General features: G+C 33.4%; 19 protein-coding genes, 4 pseudogenes, 1 riboswitch and 1 other annotated feature. Of the genes and pseudogenes, 16 read left to right on the forward strand and 7 right to left on the reverse strand.

The features are described 5' to 3' along the window. Positions 1–92: 92 nt before the first annotated feature. From DM800_RS04280 to DM800_RS04290, 3 genes and pseudogenes are all read left to right on the forward strand, one after another. Positions 93–635 (forward strand): CGNR zinc finger domain-containing protein, encoded by a 543-nt coding sequence (locus DM800_RS04280; protein WP_063548056.1) that lies wholly within the window; start codon positions 93–95, stop codon positions 633–635. A 41-nt stretch (positions 636–676) separates the two neighbouring features. After that, the gene (locus DM800_RS04285) at positions 677–1,432 is read left to right on the forward strand and encodes a class I SAM-dependent methyltransferase (protein ID WP_063548054.1); all 756 of its coding nucleotides are present in this window, start codon (positions 677–679) and stop codon (positions 1,430–1,432) included. A 16-nt stretch (positions 1,433–1,448) separates the two neighbouring features. Beyond that, positions 1,449–1,595: pseudogene (locus tag DM800_RS04290) on the forward strand (collagen-like protein); the annotation flags it as partial. A 54-nt stretch (positions 1,596–1,649) separates the two neighbouring features. Here DM800_RS04290 and DM800_RS29085 read toward each other — a convergent pair. Further along, positions 1,650–1,793, reverse strand: coding sequence for a hypothetical protein (locus DM800_RS29085; RefSeq protein ID WP_000945246.1), 144 nt, complete (start codon positions 1,791–1,793; stop codon positions 1,650–1,652). A 96-nt stretch (positions 1,794–1,889) separates the two neighbouring features. After that, a riboswitch (cyclic di-AMP (ydaO/yuaA leader) is annotated at positions 1,890–2,032 on the reverse strand. A 38-nt stretch (positions 2,033–2,070) separates the two neighbouring features. Next, positions 2,071–2,532, reverse strand: coding sequence for a GNAT family N-acetyltransferase (locus tag DM800_RS04295; RefSeq protein WP_063548052.1), 462 nt, complete (start codon positions 2,530–2,532; stop codon positions 2,071–2,073). Positions 2,533–2,668: 136 nt separating this feature from the next. Between DM800_RS04295 and DM800_RS04300 the strand changes: the two genes are divergently transcribed. The 3 genes and pseudogenes from DM800_RS04300 to DM800_RS30040 all read left to right on the forward strand — a co-directional run. Continuing rightward, entirely contained in the window at positions 2,669–2,917 is a 249-nt protein-coding gene (locus tag DM800_RS04300; RefSeq protein ID WP_000539721.1) for a GlsB/YeaQ/YmgE family stress response membrane protein, read from the forward strand. Between the two features lie 63 nt (positions 2,918–2,980). Next, on the forward strand, positions 2,981–4,102 hold the full coding sequence (locus tag DM800_RS04305; protein ID WP_063548050.1) for an AI-2E family transporter: 1,122 nt from the start codon (positions 2,981–2,983) through the stop codon (positions 4,100–4,102). 342 nt (positions 4,103–4,444) lie between these two features. Continuing rightward, positions 4,445–4,534 (forward strand): annotated as a pseudogene (locus tag DM800_RS30040) (tubby C-terminal domain-like protein); the annotation flags it as partial. Positions 4,535–4,849: 315 nt separating this feature from the next. On the opposite strand, the pseudogene DM800_RS29530 reads toward DM800_RS30040, so the two are convergent. Further along, positions 4,850–4,947: pseudogene (locus DM800_RS29530) on the reverse strand (helix-turn-helix transcriptional regulator); the annotation flags it as partial. A gap of 44 nt (positions 4,948–4,991) precedes the next feature. Further along, complete coding sequence (locus DM800_RS04315) at positions 4,992–5,711, reverse strand: type 1 glutamine amidotransferase (protein ID WP_063548046.1); 720 nt, start codon at positions 5,709–5,711, stop codon at positions 4,992–4,994. Positions 5,712–5,831: 120 nt separating this feature from the next. On the opposite strand from DM800_RS04315, the gene pdxR reads away from it, so the two are divergent. Then, the gene (pdxR, locus tag DM800_RS04320; protein WP_063548044.1) at positions 5,832–7,211 is read left to right on the forward strand and encodes a MocR-like pyridoxine biosynthesis transcription factor PdxR; all 1,380 of its coding nucleotides are present in this window, start codon (positions 5,832–5,834) and stop codon (positions 7,209–7,211) included. Between the two features lie 518 nt (positions 7,212–7,729). Here pdxR and DM800_RS04325 read toward each other — a convergent pair. Further along, positions 7,730–8,887, reverse strand: a complete 1,158-nt coding sequence (locus tag DM800_RS04325; protein WP_147786487.1) for a 1-deoxy-D-xylulose-5-phosphate reductoisomerase — start codon at positions 8,885–8,887, stop codon at positions 7,730–7,732. Between the two features lie 137 nt (positions 8,888–9,024). Then, positions 9,025–9,232 (forward strand) — a binding site (T-box leader). 43 nt (positions 9,233–9,275) lie between these two features. Between DM800_RS04325 and DM800_RS04330 the strand changes: the two genes are divergently transcribed. The 8 genes and pseudogenes from DM800_RS04330 (at position 9,276) to DM800_RS04365 (ending at position 17,512) form a co-directional block, all read left to right on the forward strand. Next, positions 9,276–10,274, forward strand: coding sequence for a tryptophan--tRNA ligase (locus DM800_RS04330; RefSeq protein ID WP_147786488.1), 999 nt, complete (start codon positions 9,276–9,278; stop codon positions 10,272–10,274). Positions 10,275–10,350: 76 nt separating this feature from the next. Next, positions 10,351–10,500 carry a hypothetical protein gene (locus tag DM800_RS29090; protein ID WP_179955665.1) on the forward strand — a complete coding sequence of 50 codons (150 nt, stop codon included), beginning with the start codon at positions 10,351–10,353 and terminating at the stop codon, positions 10,498–10,500. After that, positions 10,493–11,250: pseudogene (locus tag DM800_RS04340) on the forward strand (ABC transporter ATP-binding protein). Before DM800_RS29090 ends, DM800_RS04340 begins: the two are co-directional and overlap by 8 nt. Continuing rightward, positions 11,247–13,736, forward strand: a complete 2,490-nt coding sequence (locus tag DM800_RS04345) for an FtsX-like permease family protein (RefSeq protein WP_147786490.1) — start codon at positions 11,247–11,249, stop codon at positions 13,734–13,736. The pseudogene DM800_RS04340 and the gene DM800_RS04345 overlap by 4 nt, the downstream one beginning before the upstream one ends. 373 nt (positions 13,737–14,109) lie before the next feature. Beyond that, entirely contained in the window at positions 14,110–14,673 is a 564-nt protein-coding gene (locus tag DM800_RS04350; protein WP_075309392.1) for a maltose O-acetyltransferase, read from the forward strand. A gap of 56 nt (positions 14,674–14,729) precedes the next feature. Continuing rightward, positions 14,730–15,923 (forward strand): MFS transporter, encoded by a 1,194-nt coding sequence (locus DM800_RS04355; protein ID WP_075309390.1) that lies wholly within the window; start codon positions 14,730–14,732, stop codon positions 15,921–15,923. 122 nt (positions 15,924–16,045) lie between these two features. After that, positions 16,046–17,086 carry an ROK family transcriptional regulator gene (locus tag DM800_RS04360; protein ID WP_147786491.1) on the forward strand — a complete coding sequence of 347 codons (1,041 nt, stop codon included), beginning with the start codon at positions 16,046–16,048 and terminating at the stop codon, positions 17,084–17,086. Positions 17,087–17,131: 45 nt separating this feature from the next. Then, positions 17,132–17,512, forward strand: a complete 381-nt coding sequence (locus DM800_RS04365; RefSeq protein WP_147786492.1) for a VOC family protein — start codon at positions 17,132–17,134, stop codon at positions 17,510–17,512. Positions 17,513–17,587: 75 nt separating this feature from the next. Here the strand turns inward: DM800_RS04365 and DM800_RS04370 are convergent, their stop codons facing one another. Together DM800_RS04370 and DM800_RS04375 are read right to left on the reverse strand one after the other, a co-directional pair. Further along, positions 17,588–18,037, reverse strand: a complete 450-nt coding sequence (locus DM800_RS04370; RefSeq protein WP_147786493.1) for an NUDIX hydrolase — start codon at positions 18,035–18,037, stop codon at positions 17,588–17,590. Positions 18,038–18,055: 18 nt separating this feature from the next. Further along, a complete protein-coding gene (locus DM800_RS04375) occupies positions 18,056–18,895 on the reverse strand; it encodes a DUF2785 domain-containing protein (RefSeq protein ID WP_147786494.1) in 840 nt (279 codons plus the stop codon). Between the two features lie 123 nt (positions 18,896–19,018). Between DM800_RS04375 and DM800_RS04380 the strand changes: the two genes are divergently transcribed. After that, entirely contained in the window at positions 19,019–19,741 is a 723-nt protein-coding gene (locus DM800_RS04380) for a GNAT family N-acetyltransferase (protein ID WP_147786495.1), read from the forward strand. Positions 19,742–19,813: the final 72 nt, after the last annotated feature.

Raw genomic sequence — 19,813 nt, forward strand, 5'->3', positions numbered from 1 at the left:
AACCAGTAAAATTATTTAATGGTTAACTATTTTATATTATAATTATACATAAAGTCAGAAAAAAGTAAATTTTAAGAAGAAGGTGGATGGAATTGAATCAAAATGCACCAAATGAATTAGAATATATTCGGGAATTTTTAAATACATGGAAAATACCAAACGATACGAGAGAGCCAATTGATTTCCTGCAAACAGAAGAGGATATAAAGCTCTTTATGAAAAAATATTTTCATGAAGAGGTTCCATTTCATACGATAGAGGAATTAAAAAGTTTTCGAGAAGATATTCGGTTAACCGTTGAAGGCGAAGGATCATTGCAAAAGTGGTTAGAGAAATACCCATTTCATGTACATGTAAAAGAAGATATGAAAGGTATTACATATGAGCCTGTGCACGAAGAGAATGTATATACAAAAGTATTAAGCGTTGTTTTAATGGCGATTCAAGAAAATTTGTGGGGAAGGTTAAAAGCATGCCCAGATTGTCGTTGGGTATTTTATGATCATTCGCGTAATGGAAGTAAAAGATGGTGCGGTATGTATGCTGGAGAAGAAGGAGGAAGAGCGTGCGGAACGATCGCGAAAGTGAAAAACTACCGAGCGAAGAGAAAAGGAAGAACAGGTTATAATGTGTAATTTATATTAGGGGAAGAAAATGGAATGGGGGAATGTAGAATATGAAAGGGACACAAATGTTAGCTTTAAATAAAAAGTGTTGGGATACAGTAGCGCCATATTTCTTTCAAGTGGATTGTTTACCGAAATATGGTCCGTATACAGCGTCTGAAGAAGAGATTCATTTGTTTGATTCAATTAGAAATAAAAAGGTTCTTGATATTGGATGTGGAAGTGGGCATTCGTTGCAATATATGGCAGAACATGGGGCAGAGGAAGTATGGGGTCTTGATCTTTCAAGTGAACAAATTAAAACAGCAAATGAAACTTTAAAGTGTTGGAATCCAAAGTTAATATGCGGAGCAATGGAAGAAGAAGGAGATATTCCAAAAGGGTATTTTGATATTGTATATTCCATTTATGCATTAGGTTGGACTTCGAATTTAAGAAAAACGTTGGAACTAATTTATTCGTATGTAAAGCCAGGAGGAAGTTTTATTTTTAGCTGGGAGCACCCAGTATATTCAAACTTACAGTATGGTACAGAAGTAATTGTTTTAAAGTCTTCATACCATGAGGAAACACCTATTACGTTTGAAACATTTAAAGGAGAAAATGTACAAGCGACATTATATAAGAGAAAAATAAGTACATACATAAATGAGTTAAATAGAGCGGGGTTTACAATTGAGAGAATAGAGGAGCCTGAACCATCTAGCTCATTTGATGAAGAACGAGCTGAGCCATCTACGAAATATTATTCTTTATATAAAGCTAGAATGGTGCCAACGACTTTTATTATTAAGGCGAGAAAGTAAAGTGCTTTATAAAAAGAAGCCTATCATTTCAAATACGCTTCTTGTGAATGTAACGAGTGCTAATTCAACATTAATATTACAAAATGGCCCGTTAGGTGTAGGGCATGTGACGACTATAGCAGGTGCGATTACGGCAAGTTTAAATGTAGTGAGAATACTATAAGGAATATAAAAAACACAAGGAATGTCTGTATAGACACACCTTGTGTTTTTTTCTTTATCTTTTCGGTTGAAAAATATGTTGAAAGAAGTATTTGTGATGTAAGTTATCTACAACTTTATTAGCTTGATATGTGCGATGTTGTTCGAGTCGAAGTCTTTGCTCCATCATTTTTATTGCGTGATCAGATAAACGTAACATTATACATGTCTCCTTTTCTATAAATATAGGTGTCTATTGGTATCGATCCCATATTTATAATTAAGGAGGTACACTGTGTAACATAGGCAAAAAGCACCTTCCTCTCCCATTACGCTTACGAGGTTAGCTGTCGGACTCGGGAAGTGAGAGTTTCCCTACTTAAATAAGATTCGCCCCAAGTAGCATGGCTACAAAAATGGTTCCCCCGCTCCAAAATTTGGACTCAGCAAAAGGATTTATAAAGTAAAGGATAACATAAATAAATTGATGAGTCAAACTATTTTATGTTTTCTGATTTTTTGAGTGAGGTTAAAACCACTCCATCGGGTAATATAATATCATTTATTTTAATAAATCCATGTTTTTTATATAAAGACAGAGCAGGTGTATTTTCTTTCCCTGTTTGTACAATATATGTTTGTGAAGGGGAGAACATGTCAAATACATAAAGTAGTAGTTTTGTGGCGATTCCTTTATGAAAATGATCGGGGGATACTACTAAACGATGAATATCAACTTCCTCTTCATCCATTTTAAAAGAAATAAACCCAGCAAGTGTATCTTCATAAAAATAGCCGTAAAAAATTTCATCACATAATTGAATATCGGCTACAGTATCATAAAGACGAGGAATAGCCGTACTATTTATATATTTTGCTTCAATTTCATAAGCGGGTATTTGAATGTTTAAAATAGAAGTAGCGATGTTGTGAGAAGTTGTTACTAATTTTTGAATCATAGGGTAAAACCTCCTTATAGACTTTATTTTCATAGATTTGACAAGATTTTTCTTTATTGGATATAATAATTATAATAGTTACATAACAATTTAGTATCAAAAAGAAATACACTATAATAGAAATGGAGGACTAAAGATGGGATGGATTATCACATTAATAGTTGGTGCTATTATAGGTGCAATTGCAGGTTCTATAACGGGTAAAAATTTTCCGGGTGGTATGTTTGGAAATATTATCGCAGGTTTGTTAGGTGCTTCGTTAGGTGGTAGATTATTTGGATCTTTTGGGCCATCATTTGGTGGGATTCATGTCGTGCCAGCATTATTAGGTGCAATCGTATTAATTCTTATTGTATCATTTGTAGTGAAAGCTGCAAGAAAATAAAGATATAGATCATGATGAAAAGCCCTGAATAAGGGCTTTTCATCATTCGAAGAGGTGGTTTCATTGGAGAAATTAAATATTAGAAAAAGAGATAAGTTGAAAAAGTTTTTTAGAGAACAAAATTATTTAGCGGTGTTACTCGGCTTTGCGTTATTGTTTATTAACATATTACTGCTAACGAAAATTTCTTTTGTTTTTACTCCGTTTATCGTCTTTTTAAAAACAATTTTCTTCCCCGTATTATTAGCGGGAGTGCTATTTTATATTTTGCATCCATTCGTTTCGCTTTTAGAAAAGAAAGGTGTTTCCAGAATCGTATCAATCGCTTCTATATATATAATAGTACTAGGATTATTTGTATTTTTAGTTGTAACAGTAATCCCGATTATTAAAGATCAAATTGATGCATTAATAGATAACTTACCGTATTTCGGTCATGAAATTGAACGAGCAGCACGTAGATTCGGGGAAAGTAATTTACTAGGCAAAATTCAAGAGAATTTAAATATTGATGTAGCGAGTATGGTAAAAGACTACACAGTTGATTTTACGAAGTCGCTATCATCAGTAACTGGAAATGTAACTGGATTTTTAAGTACTGTTACAGAGGTCGTTTTAACGTTTGTAATGGTTCCGTTTATATTGTTCTATCTTTTAAAAGATGGTGAACAATTACCGAACCACTTTTTAAAGTTTATTTCAGAGCAAAGACAACCAGCAGCGATGAGAATACTAGATGATATGCATTATGCGATTAGCTCGTATATTAGAGGGCAAATTATCGTTAGCTTATTTATCGGTATTATGCTATTAATTGGTTACCTTATTATCGGTATTAAATATGCGGTACTACTTGCTATTTTAGCGATGATTGTAAATATCGTTCCGTACGTTGGGCCAATCATCGCAATTACACCAGCATTAATTATTGCATTTATTGACTCGCCAGCAATGGTTCTAAAAGTAATTATCGTTATGATGGTCGTACAATTAGCAGAAGGGAAATTTATTTCTCCGCAAGTTATGGGGAAAAAATTAGACATTCACCCGATTACTATCATTTTTATTATTTTAACTGCCGGAAATTTATTTGGGATTATGGGGATTATTTTAGCAATTCCAGGGTATGCGATATTAAAAGTGTTAGTGACGCACGGGTATAGATTTGTTAAGTTGAATACGTGAAAAAATAGCTAAAACAGTATTATTTAAATAGACTAAACTAGTAAGAGGATATTATGTTCAATATATGAGCATATATCCTCTTTTCTTATACATATTAGGTTAGTTATACAGTTATTAAAAATATAGTTTAATATATATGAATTATTCATAAAATAAGCGCAATCTAGTTGGCGGACGTAGGTCATAGTGGGAGGTGTAGAGCTGTCTTTAGACCAAGCCGTTAATATTTTTTAGGAATGAAGTGCTATGAGGGTAAAAGAGGTTCTTATAGAGAATAACAACAAAAGATATATATTACTGAATCAAGAGGGATTTCCAGTGATGCCAGCAATGAAGGAAATCATGGATTGGATAAAGGTTAACTATCAAGGAAAAGAAGTAGTAAGATGGAAAATGAAAACAACTGAATTATTTAAGACATATTTAGAAATTTAAGAAGACTGCCCAATCCAAGAACTAGAGTTTTTTGTCTGTTTATTCCAAAAAAATCTTTGTCGGAGATTAAAAAATTATGGTTTAAACAGTAACAATGATCGGTATTAAAGAACTGTTGAGATGAAATAAGGTTTGATTAGAAATGATTTGAAAATCCTTTTTGAATGAGCACTAAAAAGAACCCATTTTGAAAACAATTAATCAAAATGGATTCCCATGTTAAAAGTTTGAATGTTGATTTTATAAAACAGATTGATTAAAACTCATGAACATATCAATTACAAAATTTCACATACTTGTACTAGAATTAATCTACTCTTCAAACCAAAACAGAGTCTCGATAGGCGCTTTTAAAACCTTTGCAATATCATAAGTAAGTTGAAAGAAGTGTTATATTTTCCATAGAGTAAGTGATTAATATAACTGTTTTTTAGTTAGTGAAATAATTAATATTTTATTTTAGCTGATAAAGGCTAGTAAGTTTATCTAAAAAAGTATATAGCTGATTATTCATTGGTGTATAATTATTATTTTTTAATTGCTCTGGAGACTGAACGAAACGATTTTCCTTATACTTTTCTAGTTCTTGTTCAGAATGTTGAATTAATAATTCTATTAATTCAGGAGTAAACTCCATATGGCATTGGAAACCATAAACGAGTTCACTATATTCCACAATTTGCTGTGGACACCCCTCACTAAACGCTAATATTTTACTGTTTTTAGTTAAACCAGGCATATCGTTGTGCCAGTGGCCAACCGTACTTGTAGTAGCGAAATGAGAGAAAAGTTCATTCGTTTTTCCTTCTTCAGTTAAAGTAATAGGGAAGGCTCCTACCTCTTTTTCCGGACTATGTTCATGAGATGCACCTAAGGCTTCACCAATTAACTGGGCACCCAAACAAACTCCTATAACAGCTTTATTAGCCTCTATACATTTTTTGATGACTGATATTTCTGCGACTGCATCAAAATGCGGGCACATTTCTTTCGTTGTACTAGGACTTTGTGGTCCACCTAATACTATGAGTAAATCTATGTCTTCGATATTATAAGGAAGTGGTTCTTGTTCGTAAACTCTTGAATAACTGACCACATGTCCATTCATCTCTGCCCATGCTAGAAAAGCCCCTGGTCCTTCAAATATTTCATGAATAATAAAATGTAAGTGCATTTGTTTCTCCTTTTTAAAAGAATTAATTAATTTGTGAATTGATTAATAATATTATAAGATGTTGACTGACATATATAAAGGTACAGTTTTATAAAAAATCACATGTCAGATGAGGGCTATATGAAAAACTTCTTGTTTACTTTTGAAAAAAGTATCCCTAAATATAAACAAATTTATACAAATGTCAAATTACTCATTGAAAAGGGGGTATTAAAAAAAGATGAATCGTTACCTTCGATACGTCAGCTTGCAGATTCACTCAATGTCAGTAGAAATACGACACTATTAGCATATGATCAGCTTGCAGCTGAAGGATATATCCGTGGCGAAAATCGAAGGGGGTTTTTTGTTAATGAATTAGAACCAAATTTATATCAAAGAAGAAAAAAAGTTAAACAAAAAGATGAGAAACAAATCAGTAAAGAAATTACCATTAACTTCAAAGTAGATACAGTGGAAAAAGAAATGTTTCCAAAAAATACATGGAAAAGGTTTGTGAATCATTCCATGGAAGAAAACCTTTTATATACATATGGTGACCCATTTGGAGAAGCAATTCTTAGAGATCAAGTCGCAAAATATTTATTAGAGTCTAGAGGATTGAGTACGGATCAAGGATCTATCATTATAGGTAGTAGTACACAACAAATGTTAACTTATATTGGTCATGTATTAAAAAGTGATTTCTCGAGCATTATTTTAGAAGACCCAGGTTTTTGGGGCGCTAGAGAAGTTTTTAAACTACATCATTTTTCTTTTGAATTTCTCCCAGTATATGAAAATGGAGTTGAATTATCTGAGTTAAGTAATTTAAAAGCTAGACTAATTTATGTAACCCCATCTCATCACAGCCCTTATGGAGTAAGCATGTCTATTCAACAACGACAACAACTTATTCAATGGGCTAAAAAAAAGAAGGGGTATATAATAGAGGACGATTATGATAGTGAATTTCGATATACACAACGCCCATTTCCTTCATTAGCATCTATTGATCAAAATAGGGTAATTTATATCGGTAATTTTTCAAAAGCATTTTTGCCAGGTCTACGATTAAGCTATATGGTCTTGCCAAAAGAACTATTAATAAAGTATAAAGAACACTTTAAAGGTTTTGAGAATACAGCATCAACGATACATCAAATTGCCATGGCAAAATTTATGAAGGAGAATGAATGGTATAGACATATAAAACGAATGCGTAATATTTATAGAAAAAAAATGGAACATTTAATTTCTACCTTAAACGAACATTTCGGTAACGATATAACTATTATCGGTCACAATTCAGGATTGTATCTACTCATAAAGGTGCATTTGCAAAAATCAGAGGATTGGTTAATAAAACAGGCGTATAAAAATGGTGTAGAGATAGGCCCGACATCCAGATATTTTGTTAATAATTATATTGATAGACCAATTATTAAATTAGCTTTTGGAGGTTTATCTCACAAAGAAATTACTTTAGGAGTAAAATTACTTAAAAAGGCATGGTTTTAAATAATAAAAGGAGTAAGCTTTAGTACTATAACTAGATCCCACTCCTTTTATGTAATTTAAAACGTTATTTTAATTCTAGTAAAAGGTAACAGCATGATTTAAATACAGATTAGAAATACAAGTAAAGATATAACCTGTTTTCACATATCTCTACTGCACCCATTATTGGATTCTAATAAACGGAACTCAAAACCCGTACTTTACGGTAAATAAGGGTTTTGAGTTCCGTTTTGAAAGAAAGATTAATAAAAATGGATTATTTTCTATTCAAATAAAAATTCTTTTTTTATAAAAATGTTTGATTAAAATTCACTTAGAATTCTTTAATTAACAAAGGCCAAACATCGTAACTTTTAAATAAAGTCGCGCTTTATTCAAAACAACGCGACTTTATTTAAAAGCAACAATCATAGTTGTTCCGTTAAAGGGTGATACATATTAGTCATATATATATAATATGTATCACCCTTTATTATTTAAGACTTTTACAATTTAGGTCTTGATAATAACGCTCTGTTTTAGGTCTTTTTTATTAACAATTGATGTGCATATTGGCGTGCCCATTGATCTACTTCTAAAATAGCATCTAATGAAGGATCTTTTACGTTATGATGAGCTTCAATTGTTTTGTAAATTGTTTTTTCAATATCGAAAAAGGCAATTTCGTTTTTAAGGAACAGTGCATTTGCAATTTCATTTGCTGCATTTAATACAGCGGGAGTAGTACCACCGATTTTGCCACATTCATATGCGTATTGTAGGCAAGGAAACGTCGCTAAATCTGGTTTTTCAAAATGTAAACTACCGATTTCTAATAAATTTAATTTTTCATAGGAAGAAGGTAGCCGAGTAGGGTAATGAAACGCATATTGAATGGGCATTCTCATATCAGGGGCACCGAGCTGCGCCATAACTGATCCATCAATAAACTCCACTAAAGAGTGAATGATACTTTCTTTATGAATCATAACATCAATTTTTTCATAAGGAATATCGAATAGCCATCTAGCTTCCATTACTTCAAAACCTTTATTCATTAACGTAGCAGAATCAATCGTTAGTTTTGCACCCATTAGCCAGTTTGGGTGTTTTAAAGCATCCTTCGCTTGTAATGTTTTCATTTCTTCACGTGTTTTATCACGAAAAGCACCGCCAGAAGCTGTAACAATTAATTTTTCAATTTCCTTATTATTTTCTCCGTTTAAACATTGGAAAATAGCTGAATGTTCGCTATCAACTGGAATTAAACGACATCCGTTTTGTTTCGCAAGTTCAGTTACGATATGTCCAGCTGCAACCAAAGTTTCTTTATTAGCAATGGCGATATCTTTCTTCACTTTTAATGCTTCAATTGTTGGGAGTAATCCCGAAACACCAACGACGGAACTTAATACAAGATTTGAATCAGGGTGAGTAGCTACCGCAATTAAACCGTCAGTTCCATATGTAATTTTTGTGTTGGTTGAAATTCGTGTACGAAGCGTGTCCGCTAATTCTTTTGTCGCAACGCTTACAATGCGAGGTTGAAACGTTTCGATTTGTTGTTCAAGAAGATCAATATTATAATTTGCGGTTAAACCGACGATTTTAAAATGTTCAGGATGGGCTGAAACGACAGCTAATGCAGATGTGCCAATGGATCCTGTTGAACCTAAAATAGATATATACTTTACCATGAAAAAACCTCCAAAGTTGTTTCGAGTATTTCTGCAAACCTATATAGTATTGGACAATTAAAGTGGAAATTCCTGCTATATAAAACGAGAAATTTAGGTTTATTTGAAAGTCAAATGTGATAAACTGTAAAAAATAACGAAAAGCAATGAAAGAGAAGAGTACATATTCGAAACTTTTCAGAGAGCTGATGTGTGGTGGAAATCAGTAAGGGATGAATGTGGAATGGGCTCTGGAGCTTCTTGCTGAAATGAGTAAGCAAAGACGGTTACTTCACGTTAAGAAGTTAAAGTGAGCTATGATGATAGCTAATGAAGGTGGTACCGCGGGAGTCTCTCGTCCTTTTTATAGGATGAGGGCTCTTTTTATTTTTGGAGAGGAGGAGTTAGGTTGAGCGAAAAAATAATGTTAACAGGAATTAAGCCGACAGGTTATCCGCATTTAGGGAATTATATTGGGGCGATTAAACCTGCATTGCAAATGTCAGAGAAGAATGAAGGAAAAGCATTGTACTTTATCGCAGACTATCATGCGTTAAATGCTGTACATGATCCAAGTAAGTTTAGTAGTTATACGAAAGAGGTAGCTGCTACTTGGTTATCACTCGGACTTGGTGAAGATGTTATTTTTTACAGGCAAACAGAAGTGCCGGAAATTCTAGAATTAGCTTGGATATTAGCTTGCCTAACTCCGAAAGGGCTTATGAATCGTGCCCATGCGTATAAAGCGAAGGTGGAGCAAAATAAAGAAGCAGGTTTAGAGTTAGATGCAGGAGTGAATATGGGATTATATACGTATCCGATTTTAATGGCGGCAGACATATTACTATTTCAAGCTACGCATGTACCAGTCGGGAAAGATCAAATTCAACATATTGAAATTGCGCGTGATATTGCGACGCATTTTAATCATACATTCGGCACGACATTTACGCTTCCGGAGTATGTCATACAAGAAGAAGGTGCCATTTTACCTGGTCTTGATGGAAGAAAGATGAGTAAAAGTTACGGAAATGTAATCCCGTTATTTGCAGAACAAGAAAAACTACGAAAGTTAATATTTAAAATAAAAACAGATTCTTCACTTCCAAATGAACCGAAAGAACTAGAAACGTTATTTATGATATATAAAGAATTTGCGAAGGAAGATGAAATACAGTCGATGCGCGAAAAGTATGAAACTGGAATCGGATGGGGCGATGTGAAAAAAGAGTTGTTTCGCGTTGTAGACCGTGAATTAGCTGGACCTCGTGAGAAGTACGCTCTGTATATGAATGAGCCAAGTTTATTATATGAAGCGTTAGAAAAAGGTGCTGAGCGGGCGCGTACTATCGCGAAGGTAAATTTAGCAGAAATAAAAAAACGGATTGGATTTGAGAGGGGACGCTGAGCGTCCCCTTATTTTTTTATAAAAAATCGAACGAAATTTAAATTTGTTACCAATATAGAGTGAGGGAGGGATAGAAATGGTTACAATTCTCGAATTAAAAATGTTGCTAGTTCAAATAGGAACAGAAATTGTACCACCTAGTAATTTAAAAGAAAAAATTTTAATTCAAGTTAATCTGATGGGGGAAATAACATTTAATCATGTTGAGGTGAATAAAGATGAGTGAAATTGTGTTAGCAGTTCAAGGTTTAAGTAAGACTTATGAGAGTGTAGATACAAATGTTAGAGCTTTACAAAATGTATCTTTGGAGTTAAATAAAGGAGAACTCCTTGCTGTAATGGGAACGAGTGGGTCTGGGAAGAGTACATTGCTTAACATACTTGGTGCTTTAGACAAACCTGATGAGGGAGTGGTATATGTAAATGGTGAAGTCCCTAAAAATATGTTTGTTGAACCATACGCAACGGAGTACAGGGGGATAACATAGGATTTATATTTCAGTCATTTCATTTATTAAAGGATTTATCTGTAGAAGAAAATATTGCGTTACCCCTCATATTATCAACTGATTCAGAAGAGGAGATACGAGAAAAAACAAATAAAATATTAGATGTTCTTGGTTTAGTAAATTGGAGAAATCATCGACCAGTTCAGCTTTCTGGGGGACAACAACAACGTGTTGCAATTGGTAGGGCATTAATAACATCTCCTCCAATTGTTCTTGCAGATGAACCTACTGGAAATTTAGATTTCAATACGTCTAATGATATTTTACGAGTACTAGTCGATATGAAACAAAAATTTAATCAAAGTATGATTCTTGTTACTCATGATCCTCACATTGCTACGTATGCAGATCGGGTTCTCTTCTTTCACAATGGAGAAGTTGTTGATGATTATACGTGTTCTCATGGAGTAAATGATATGAATATTATTTTAGATAAATTTAAAAAGTTAATGGAGAAATCAAAATGATAAAATCAGTACGAGGATTAAGTTTACGCTTTTTTAAGACGAATAAATTTACTGCTATTTCCTCTATAGTTAGCGTTATGTTGGCTGTTTCTCTAATTGTTACGATGATTGTATTTTCGAGTCATGCGAAACAGTCTGTTATAAATGAAGTTAAAAATTTATATGGAGATATGGATGTATCTGTTGGATATAATCCTGATCAAAATAAATTGATGGATAAATCTTTACTACAAAATATTAAGGAACAAGAAAATGTTGAATACATGTCAAAAGTATTAGTAAATCATTTTCAAGTGAATAAATTGAATACAACTATTTATACAGTAGGTGTTCAAAATGATTCGTTATCTAAAAGTCGATATCACTTCTCTAAAAATCTATCAAATGAAGAAGTAACATTAAATGATGGATTAGCGGAAACTTTACAAGTAAAAGTTGGGGAAAAGGTTGAAATAGAAAATAAATTCTATGTAGTAAAAGAAGTTTTACCTGATATAGAAGCTGGAGGTTCAGCTCCAGACATACTCGTTTTATCGGAAGGTGCGGTGAAACAGCACGTATATGAAAAAACGGGTAAACATAATGAAGCTACTTATGTGTTGATAAAAGCAAAAGAGAATGCAGATGTACTAGCATTGTCTAGTCAAATTCATAAAATAGACAAAGAATTAAGAATTGATATTGCGGAGGAAGACGAGTTTTTAAAAAGTAACTTAGCTTCATTACATATTTTTATAGTTATTGTATCTGTATTAATACTTATTATTACATCGTTATTATTAATGTGTAATTTTGAAGTGTTTTTATATAAATATAAAAGTCAATTTGCTATTATGCGATCAATGGGAGCAACAACGAAACAAATGTTTAAAGTTATATTTATTCAATGTAGTGTAATTAATTTCTTTGGTGGAATATTTGGTTTGTTACTAGCTGTAATAAGTAACCGTTTTTTACAAAGTTGGCTAGAGCATGTATTTGCTTTTCAAATGAATTCAATGAGTTTCGACTATGAAATAGCAATTGTAACAATGATTTGTAGTATCTTTTTTATTGAATTGTTTATGTTATATCCTTCATACAGAAGTTCGAAAATATTGCCAGTAAAGCTTATGCGCGAAAATGAAGAATCCGACTTTTCTAATAAAAAAACACGCAGTATGATGGGGAAATTCCTTTTAATTAGTAGCATATTTTTAACTGTTTTAGGTGGATTTGTAGCAAATACGGGAGATACGCAGGCGATAGTGATATTAATAGGGTCTATATTTCTTGTTTTAGGGGCGTATATATTATTTCCTATTTATCTTTCTTCGATATTAATAGCATGTCTACCTATAATGAAAAAAATATTTGGAAGGAATACATTTGTTGCTATTAAAAATGTAATTCCACAAGTAAGGAAAAATACATTTGTTATCTTAATGATAAGTACAATGATGGTGATAGTTGTCTTCGGCTCCACCATATTTAAAACGATGCAAAAAAATAATGAAAGATATTTAAAACGAGAATTTCCAACACATATTGTTGTGGAAAATCGTTTGACTAATGATTCAACCATTACCTTACCTCATATACAAAATATATTTAAAGAAATAAGTAGTGTAAAAGGAGCTAGTACAATTAGTACAAACTCACTGGCAGAATTAAAACAAGCTGAAAATTATAGTACTTTTGACTATAATTTAGGTGATTTAAAGGAAATGGAAAAGCAAGGATTACTGCCAGAAGTACCTGCAAATTTGGAGAATAGTATAATTGTTACAAAAGAGTTAGCGGAGCGGTATAAACTTCATGTAGGGGATATCGTTCAATTAGGTCTATTTTCAGAACAGGAACAAAAAGTTAGACCGACTAGTAAGGTGGAAATTGGATTAATTGTTAATGAGCTACCGAATTCGCCTGCGGTACTCATGGATTGGAGTAATGTAACATATAAACAAGATTATACAGTTTTTGAGCGTGCATTTATTAGTTCAAATAATGAGGGAGAGACGTTGGAGCAATTAAAGAAATTGAAAGGCCAATATCCACAATTAAAAATAAGTAGTTATACTCAATCGTTAAAGCAATCTAATTTAATGTTTCAGCAAAGGTGGTCCATCTTCATCGTTGTTATTGTAGTAATTTTGTTTAGTGTAACATTAGGAGTATGTAATACACTTATAAATAATATTCAATCTAAAAGAAAAGAGTTTGCTATTTTACGAGCAATAACAGTTAAGAAAAAGGGGATTGTACAAGTTATTTTGACGCAAGTTAATTTATATGTACTTATTGGAATCGTACTAGGGGCTGTTATAGGAATATTATTAACCTATATGGTAAGTATAATAGATCGTACACCTGTATTTTTTGATTTCAAACTTATTGTAACGGTAATAGCGAGGATGTTCGGAATAGTCCTTATTATTTTTATACCTTTTGCTAATAGAATAGGAAAAAGGGATATTGTACAAGAGTTAAATAAGGATAATAAATGAAAGAGGTTAACCCAAGTAGTTATTCAGCTACTTTTGGGTCAATCTCTTTTTTATTAACAATTGATTTGCGTATTGTTGTGCTTATTAATAAACATATAGTATAGCACCTAAAGGAGAGGATTTCATGTGACGATGAGTCTCAACAGTTTTAATGAAAAACAATGGATTGACCATTATATTAGTTAAATGTTACCAAGTAATATCATTAGGTGAAGTAAGGAATTCACATTTTCGTTCAAAACTTATTAGTTGCATATGTTAAAAAGTATGCTAATATAGGGTTACTTATTAAACGTGTTTAATAAGTATAATTTAAGTCACTTATTAAATATGTTTAATAAGTGAGCTCATTCTATAAAAAGGAGATGATTCTATGAAAACGGAAAAAGAAAAGATGTTGGCGGGAGAAATGTATATTGCGGATGACGAAGAATTAGTAGCTGATAGGGTGGAGGCAAAACGTTTAACACGCCTTTATAACGAGGCGATGGAGATAGGAGATGAAAAACGTTTTACGTTATTAAATCAGCTTTTAGGTTCTTCAGCTGACGGGAAAGCCCACATTAATCCTGACTTTCGTTGTGATTACGGCTACAATATCCACGTTGGAAAGAGTTTTTTCGCAAATTTTAATTGTGTTATTTTGGATGTTTGTGAAGTGCAAATCGGTGATAATTGTATGTTTGCACCTGGAGTTCACATTTATACTGCTACGCATCCGCTACATCCGGTAGAGCGGAATTCTGGCAAAGAATATGGGAAGCCTGTAAAGATTGGTAACAATGTTTGGGTTGGCGGGGGCGCTATTATTAACCCTGGTATTTCAATTGGGGATAATGTCGTAATTGCTTCAGGGGCAGTTGTGACAAAAGATGTACCTCATAATGTAGTAGTTGGTGGTAATCCAGCTAAAGTGATTAAAACGATAGAAGAATAAAGGGCGTTTTTAACAGTTCGTAAATTATCGTATAGACAATGTGAAAGGTGTTTCATATGGAGAAATATAGTACGGACAATTATACAAAGACATTACTTGCTTCTCGAAATGCTCTTTTTCTCTTATTTGCTTTGCCAGGTGTCGCGTTTGCTACATGGATTTCAAGAACAGCAGCTACTCGAGATATTTTAGCAGTGTCAAATGCAGAAATGGGTTGGATTTTGTTCGGACTATCTGTCGGTTCAATAATTGGTTTACTGAGTGCAAGCCGCTTTATTGACTGTAAGGGAGCTAGAGACGTTATTATAGGCAGTATGTTTTTTATGATTGTTGGATTGATTTGTTTAGGTATAAATATTTATTTTATTTCTAGCATTGGTGCTTTTAGTAGCTTACTAGTATTTGGAGTAGGGTACGGATTGGCGGAAGTCGCATTGAATGTAGAAGGTTCTTCTATTGAGCAGAAATTAGGAACGACTCTTCTTCCGAAATTCCATGGATTTTTTAGTGTAGGAACTTTAGTAGGTGCGCTCAGTGGTTCTGTTGCAGTGTCGCTTCATATCCCGATTTTGTATCAGTTTCTTGCGATTTCGGTTGTGTTTGTATTACTGGTATGTATGTTGTATCGCTTTCTTCCGCATGGAACAGGAAAGAAGGAGAAATCGCGGATCAAAAAGAAAGCGAAGCGTACGTACTTACGAATGGAAAACAAGGTGCTTTTAATCGGTCTTTTTGTACTCGGGATGGCATTTGCAGAAGGAAGTGCAAATGATTGGCTACCTATCGTAATGGTAGATGGACATCAGCAAAGTGTAGTGACAGGTTCTATTATGTACACAGTTTTTGTAATGGCAATGACGTTAGCTCGTATGTGTAGTAGTTATTTCCTTGATCGATTCGGCCGTGTCGCTGTCGTACGTGCTACTATTATGATGGCGATTATAGGAATTTCAATTGTAATATTTGGGAGTAATTCGTATTTTCTAGCAGTTGGTGTAGTACTATGGGGGATTGGTGCAGCGCTAGGTTTCCCAATTGGTTTGTCAGCTGCTGGAGATGACCTTGAGAATGCGACTTCTAATGTTGCGGCAGTTTCTATCATTGGTTATACAGCCTTCTTAGTCGGACCACCTTTTTTAGGGATACTTGGAGAAGCATTCGGAATACGTAATGCCTTGCTAGCTGTTTTACTATTTGTTCTTTTGTCTGGAATTGTATCATCTGTTACGAGAGAGAATACATCGAGCTAAATAAGGATTACATGCAGCGGAAATATATCATCTCTATTGCTTTAGAAAATGATGTATGATATATTGTCAACGCAACTTATTAAAAGTGTTTAATAAGTATGTTGATTAAGGTGGTGAGCGATTTGAGTGAACAATTTGTTACTCAAAAATCGATTAAAGAAACGATCCTTCGCGGCATTCGTACAGCTCTTTTAGAGCAAGGTAGTGCGACGAAAGTTGAACTTAGTAATACATTAGAAATTAGTTTTCCAACGATAAGTAAATTTATAGAAAATATGAAACAAGACGGTGAAGTCACTTTAGTCGGTTTAGATGATTCAAGTGGCGGAAGAAGAGCGAAACGATATGCGTATAATCCGGAATATATGTTAGGATTAGCGATATTTTTAGAGAAAAATGAAACAAACTATACCATTTTTAACTGTTTAGGGGAAGTAAAAGAACAAGGAAGTACTTCAAGTGTATTAATGGATACGGGTTTACATGTATTAACAGAACATATAGAAGGTCTTATAGCTACATTTCCGAAAATAAGCTCTATATCAATTGGTGTCCCTGGTGCGGTCGATAATGGGCGTATTTTCTATATTCCTGGTTATGAAAAGTTCCAAAATTTCCATTTGAAAAGTCACTTAGAGGAACTGTTTTCAATACCTGTAGTAATAGAAAACGATATGAATGCCGCCGTGCTTGGCTATTATAAAAGCACTGGAAATAACGACAATTCATCTCTTGTGTATTTGTATTCAGGTCAAAATGGCCCGGGGGCAGGGATTATGATAAATGGAGAGGTAGTGCGAGGAAGCACCTTTTTCTCAGGAGAGATATCTTTCGTTCCGCAGTACGATAATAAAAATTTCTTACAAGCTTTAAGAAATGGAGACGAAGTTAACGATGCAAATAATCCAGAGAAATATAATATAGATGCTATTACCCGTTTAATAGCTACATGTATAGCTATTATTAACCCTCATGCCTTTATCTTCTGTGACGATGAAGTGAATCAATTTGTAATAGAGCAAATTGTAAAAACTTGTCCGCAGTACATTCCGGCGGAACATATTCCGAACATAACAGTGAGCGATTGGAAAGAAGATTACTTATATGGATTAAAAAGTCTTGGACTTGATCTTATGATTACAAGAACAAGCAAAGAAAATTAAATATCAAATTGTTGGTTGAATACTGTAAAAGAAAAGGTGTCGATTATGAAAATTGAACATGTAGCAATTTGGGTAAATGATTTAGAAGGTATGCGTGATTTTTATAAACAGTACTTCGGTGGTGAAGAAAATAGCTTATATCACAATCCGAAAAAGCAGTTTGAATCTTATTTTATAACTTTTGAAGGTGGAGCGCGTCTTGAACTTATGAGACAGATAGGGATAGACGATAATACGCAAACACAAACAATAGGATACGCGCATATTGCTTTTTCTATAGGTAGCAAAGAAAAGGTGAATGAATTAACTAATACATTAAGTGAAGCAGGATACCCTGTATTAAACGGCCCACGTACTACAGGGGATGGTTACTATGAAAGTGTAGTAAGCGACCCTGAAGGAAATCAGATTGAGATAACAATTTAACATAAACAAGCTCATTTCACGTTATCATGACGGGAAATGAGCTTGTTTTATTTCTATAGAAATATGTAATGTTTTTTAATTGGAGTGTTGAAACTCCTTAATAATTCTCTCAATAACAGAAGGAAGATTACTGGGTAACTCATCAAGCGGAAAGAAGCGTAGCTCTTTCGATTCTGTTTGGTTGCATACAAGCTCACCATGGAATTCACGGCAAATATAAACAACGAGTACACCGTGTACTTGATCGCCGTTTGGATAGATTTGAAAGAAATCAGGTCCTGAGTATGTGCGGAATAGTACTGGATTTTTGATAATAAGTCCAGTTTCTTCATATACTTCTCGCTTTAAAGCGTCTTCTAACGTTTCGTTATATTCTAAGGCGCCTCCAATAATGCCCCAGCGGTTAAAATCTGTACGGAGTTGCAGTAATATTTCATTTTTCTCATTTAATATAATGGCGTGTGAACCTATTAAAATAAGTGGATGATTTCCTACTAAATTTCTCATGTCTTCAATATAACCCATATTTGTTCTCCTTATATGTTAATAATAGTTAGGAAGTTCTTTTAACATTCTTTCTGTTTTACGTGCAGTAAAGGCTAAGTTATGATCATCTTTCGTTCTGAAAAATAATGTGCGTAAAAAGGTTTTAATGTTGGCACATAATATACAATACTCATTAAGCGAAAGGCGTTTTCTAATTTGAGGAAGCCTTTTTATTTTTTTATAAATAATTGAAATTAACTCATCTTGCGGAAAATCATGATATAGCATCGATAGTAACGGTGTAACAATTCGTTCATCTTCATTATTATGAAAAAGGTCAGATGGAATGAAGATTTTATTCAATAAACAATGAATTAATTCTTCATACCACTCAAAAGTCGTATAGGAATTGTGAACAATTTCAGTAAAGGCATCAGATACGTGGGCAAGACAATGAGCCCATCCTTTATTTTCAATATAGCCTCGGAAATCTGTTTCTAAGTTTGTGTATGTAATGAGTTTGTTTTTTATTTCTTCGATATCCTCTTCTGTAAAAAAGTAGTGCGAGTTAGCGAATTGGAGTATTAACGCAAGTAACGAAACAGTGTAAGAACGTGTGAAAACCCCATCTGTATGCGGGGAGTAAATGTCACAATATAAATACTCATCACTTAAACAAGTTTGTAAAAGTAATTTCAGCTGATCATCCATAAGGAATTCATGATGAATGAAATGTGCAAAACATTTATATATAAGTTGGTAACGAACGTAACTATCAGTCGTTCCGATATACTGAAGCATGTTGAGTGTTAACTCATTTATATCTATATGTTGCAGTTGCGTATAGTCATTTTGTTGTATAAGCTCTAACTGTTGTTGTAACGTTGTAATATCCAATGGAGAACCTCCTCCGCACTTTAAAGATGCGATGTTTTCTAGTATTCTATATATTCAAGGACAATCCTGCTCATGCAAGGAGAACAAGTAGAAATTCGAGTATGACATAGATGAGGGAAGTATATGATGACTATAGAACAGTTAGAAAAACATTTTAAAATAAGAAGAAATGCTTCTTCTATTATGATAAAAGAAAATAATGCAGAGCTTTTTACAGAAGAGCAATTAGAAGAAATAGTGCAGTATTGCGTTGCTGAGGCTGAAAAAGAGGGAATAGAAAACTTACATTTTGAAATTTCTTCAAAAAGCCCAAATTATGATGTATATAAGAAATCTTTCGAAACGTATTCATTTGAATATGCTACTGAAAACATGATTGTATTTAAGGATATATATGAAGTAGAAGGTGTCGAAAGTGAAATTGATTTTAAGCTTATTGAAGAGATAGGCGAAGACGCTTTTTATTCATTGTGGAATGAAGTGACGGGAGAACAAATCGATTATGATCACTTTGTACATATGATGCTACAAGAAATTGGTGAGCAATGGAAAGAGCATTGTTTAACAGCGAGTGTCGATGAAGAGCCGGTAGGAATTGTAATCCCGCATATTGAGAGTGGTACGTTAGAAGAAGGAAAACTAATGTATTTCGCAGTTGCTCCAAATATGCGAAATAAAGGGTATGAAGCAGCGTTCTTTACAGGGGCAATGTTTGTCTTAAAAGAAATAGGCGCATCTTATTATATTGGCGAGACAAATGTACAAAATGAGTGGATGAAGGATGTTTTTGAAAAGAATGGATGTCAGTTGTTAAGTTGTACTGAGCGATATGTGAGAAGGTTTTAGGAGGGGGAAAAGGTTCTTGAACTTGTTTAACGGGAATCCGTGTACAAATTTTGAACAAGTAAAAGAACTTCT

Source organism: Bacillus sp. AY18-3, from assembly GCF_008042305.1.
Lineage (GTDB): Bacteria > Bacillota > Bacilli > Bacillales > Bacillaceae_G > Bacillus_A > Bacillus_A wiedmannii.

Bases quoted from the DNA above. Each gene is read 5' to 3' on its own strand.
- pdxR (WP_063548044.1), top strand. From the start codon at position 5,832: ATGAAAAACTTCTTGTTTACTTTTGAAAAAAGTATCCCTAAATATAAA.
- DM800_RS04300 (WP_000539721.1), top strand. From the start codon at position 2,669: ATGGGATGGATTATCACATTAATAGTTGGTGCTATTATAGGTGCAATT.
- DM800_RS04380 (WP_147786495.1), top strand. From the start codon at position 19,019: ATGATGACTATAGAACAGTTAGAAAAACATTTTAAAATAAGAAGAAAT.
- DM800_RS04350 (WP_075309392.1), top strand. From the start codon at position 14,110: ATGAAAACGGAAAAAGAAAAGATGTTGGCGGGAGAAATGTATATTGCG.
- DM800_RS04345 (WP_147786490.1), top strand. From the start codon at position 11,247: ATGATAAAATCAGTACGAGGATTAAGTTTACGCTTTTTTAAGACGAAT.
- DM800_RS04315 (WP_063548046.1), bottom strand. From the start codon at position 5,711: ATGCACTTACATTTTATTATTCATGAAATATTTGAAGGACCAGGGGCT.
- DM800_RS29090 (WP_179955665.1), top strand. From the start codon at position 10,351: ATGGTTACAATTCTCGAATTAAAAATGTTGCTAGTTCAAATAGGAACA.
- DM800_RS04295 (WP_063548052.1), bottom strand. From the start codon at position 2,532: ATGATTCAAAAATTAGTAACAACTTCTCACAACATCGCTACTTCTATT.
- DM800_RS04355 (WP_075309390.1), top strand. From the start codon at position 14,730: ATGGAGAAATATAGTACGGACAATTATACAAAGACATTACTTGCTTCT.
- DM800_RS04365 (WP_147786492.1), top strand. From the start codon at position 17,132: ATGAAAATTGAACATGTAGCAATTTGGGTAAATGATTTAGAAGGTATG.
- DM800_RS04285 (WP_063548054.1), top strand. From the start codon at position 677: ATGAAAGGGACACAAATGTTAGCTTTAAATAAAAAGTGTTGGGATACA.
- DM800_RS29085 (WP_000945246.1), bottom strand. From the start codon at position 1,793: ATGTTACGTTTATCTGATCACGCAATAAAAATGATGGAGCAAAGACTT.
- DM800_RS04370 (WP_147786493.1), bottom strand. From the start codon at position 18,037: ATGGGTTATATTGAAGACATGAGAAATTTAGTAGGAAATCATCCACTT.
- DM800_RS04325 (WP_147786487.1), bottom strand. From the start codon at position 8,887: ATGGTAAAGTATATATCTATTTTAGGTTCAACAGGATCCATTGGCACA.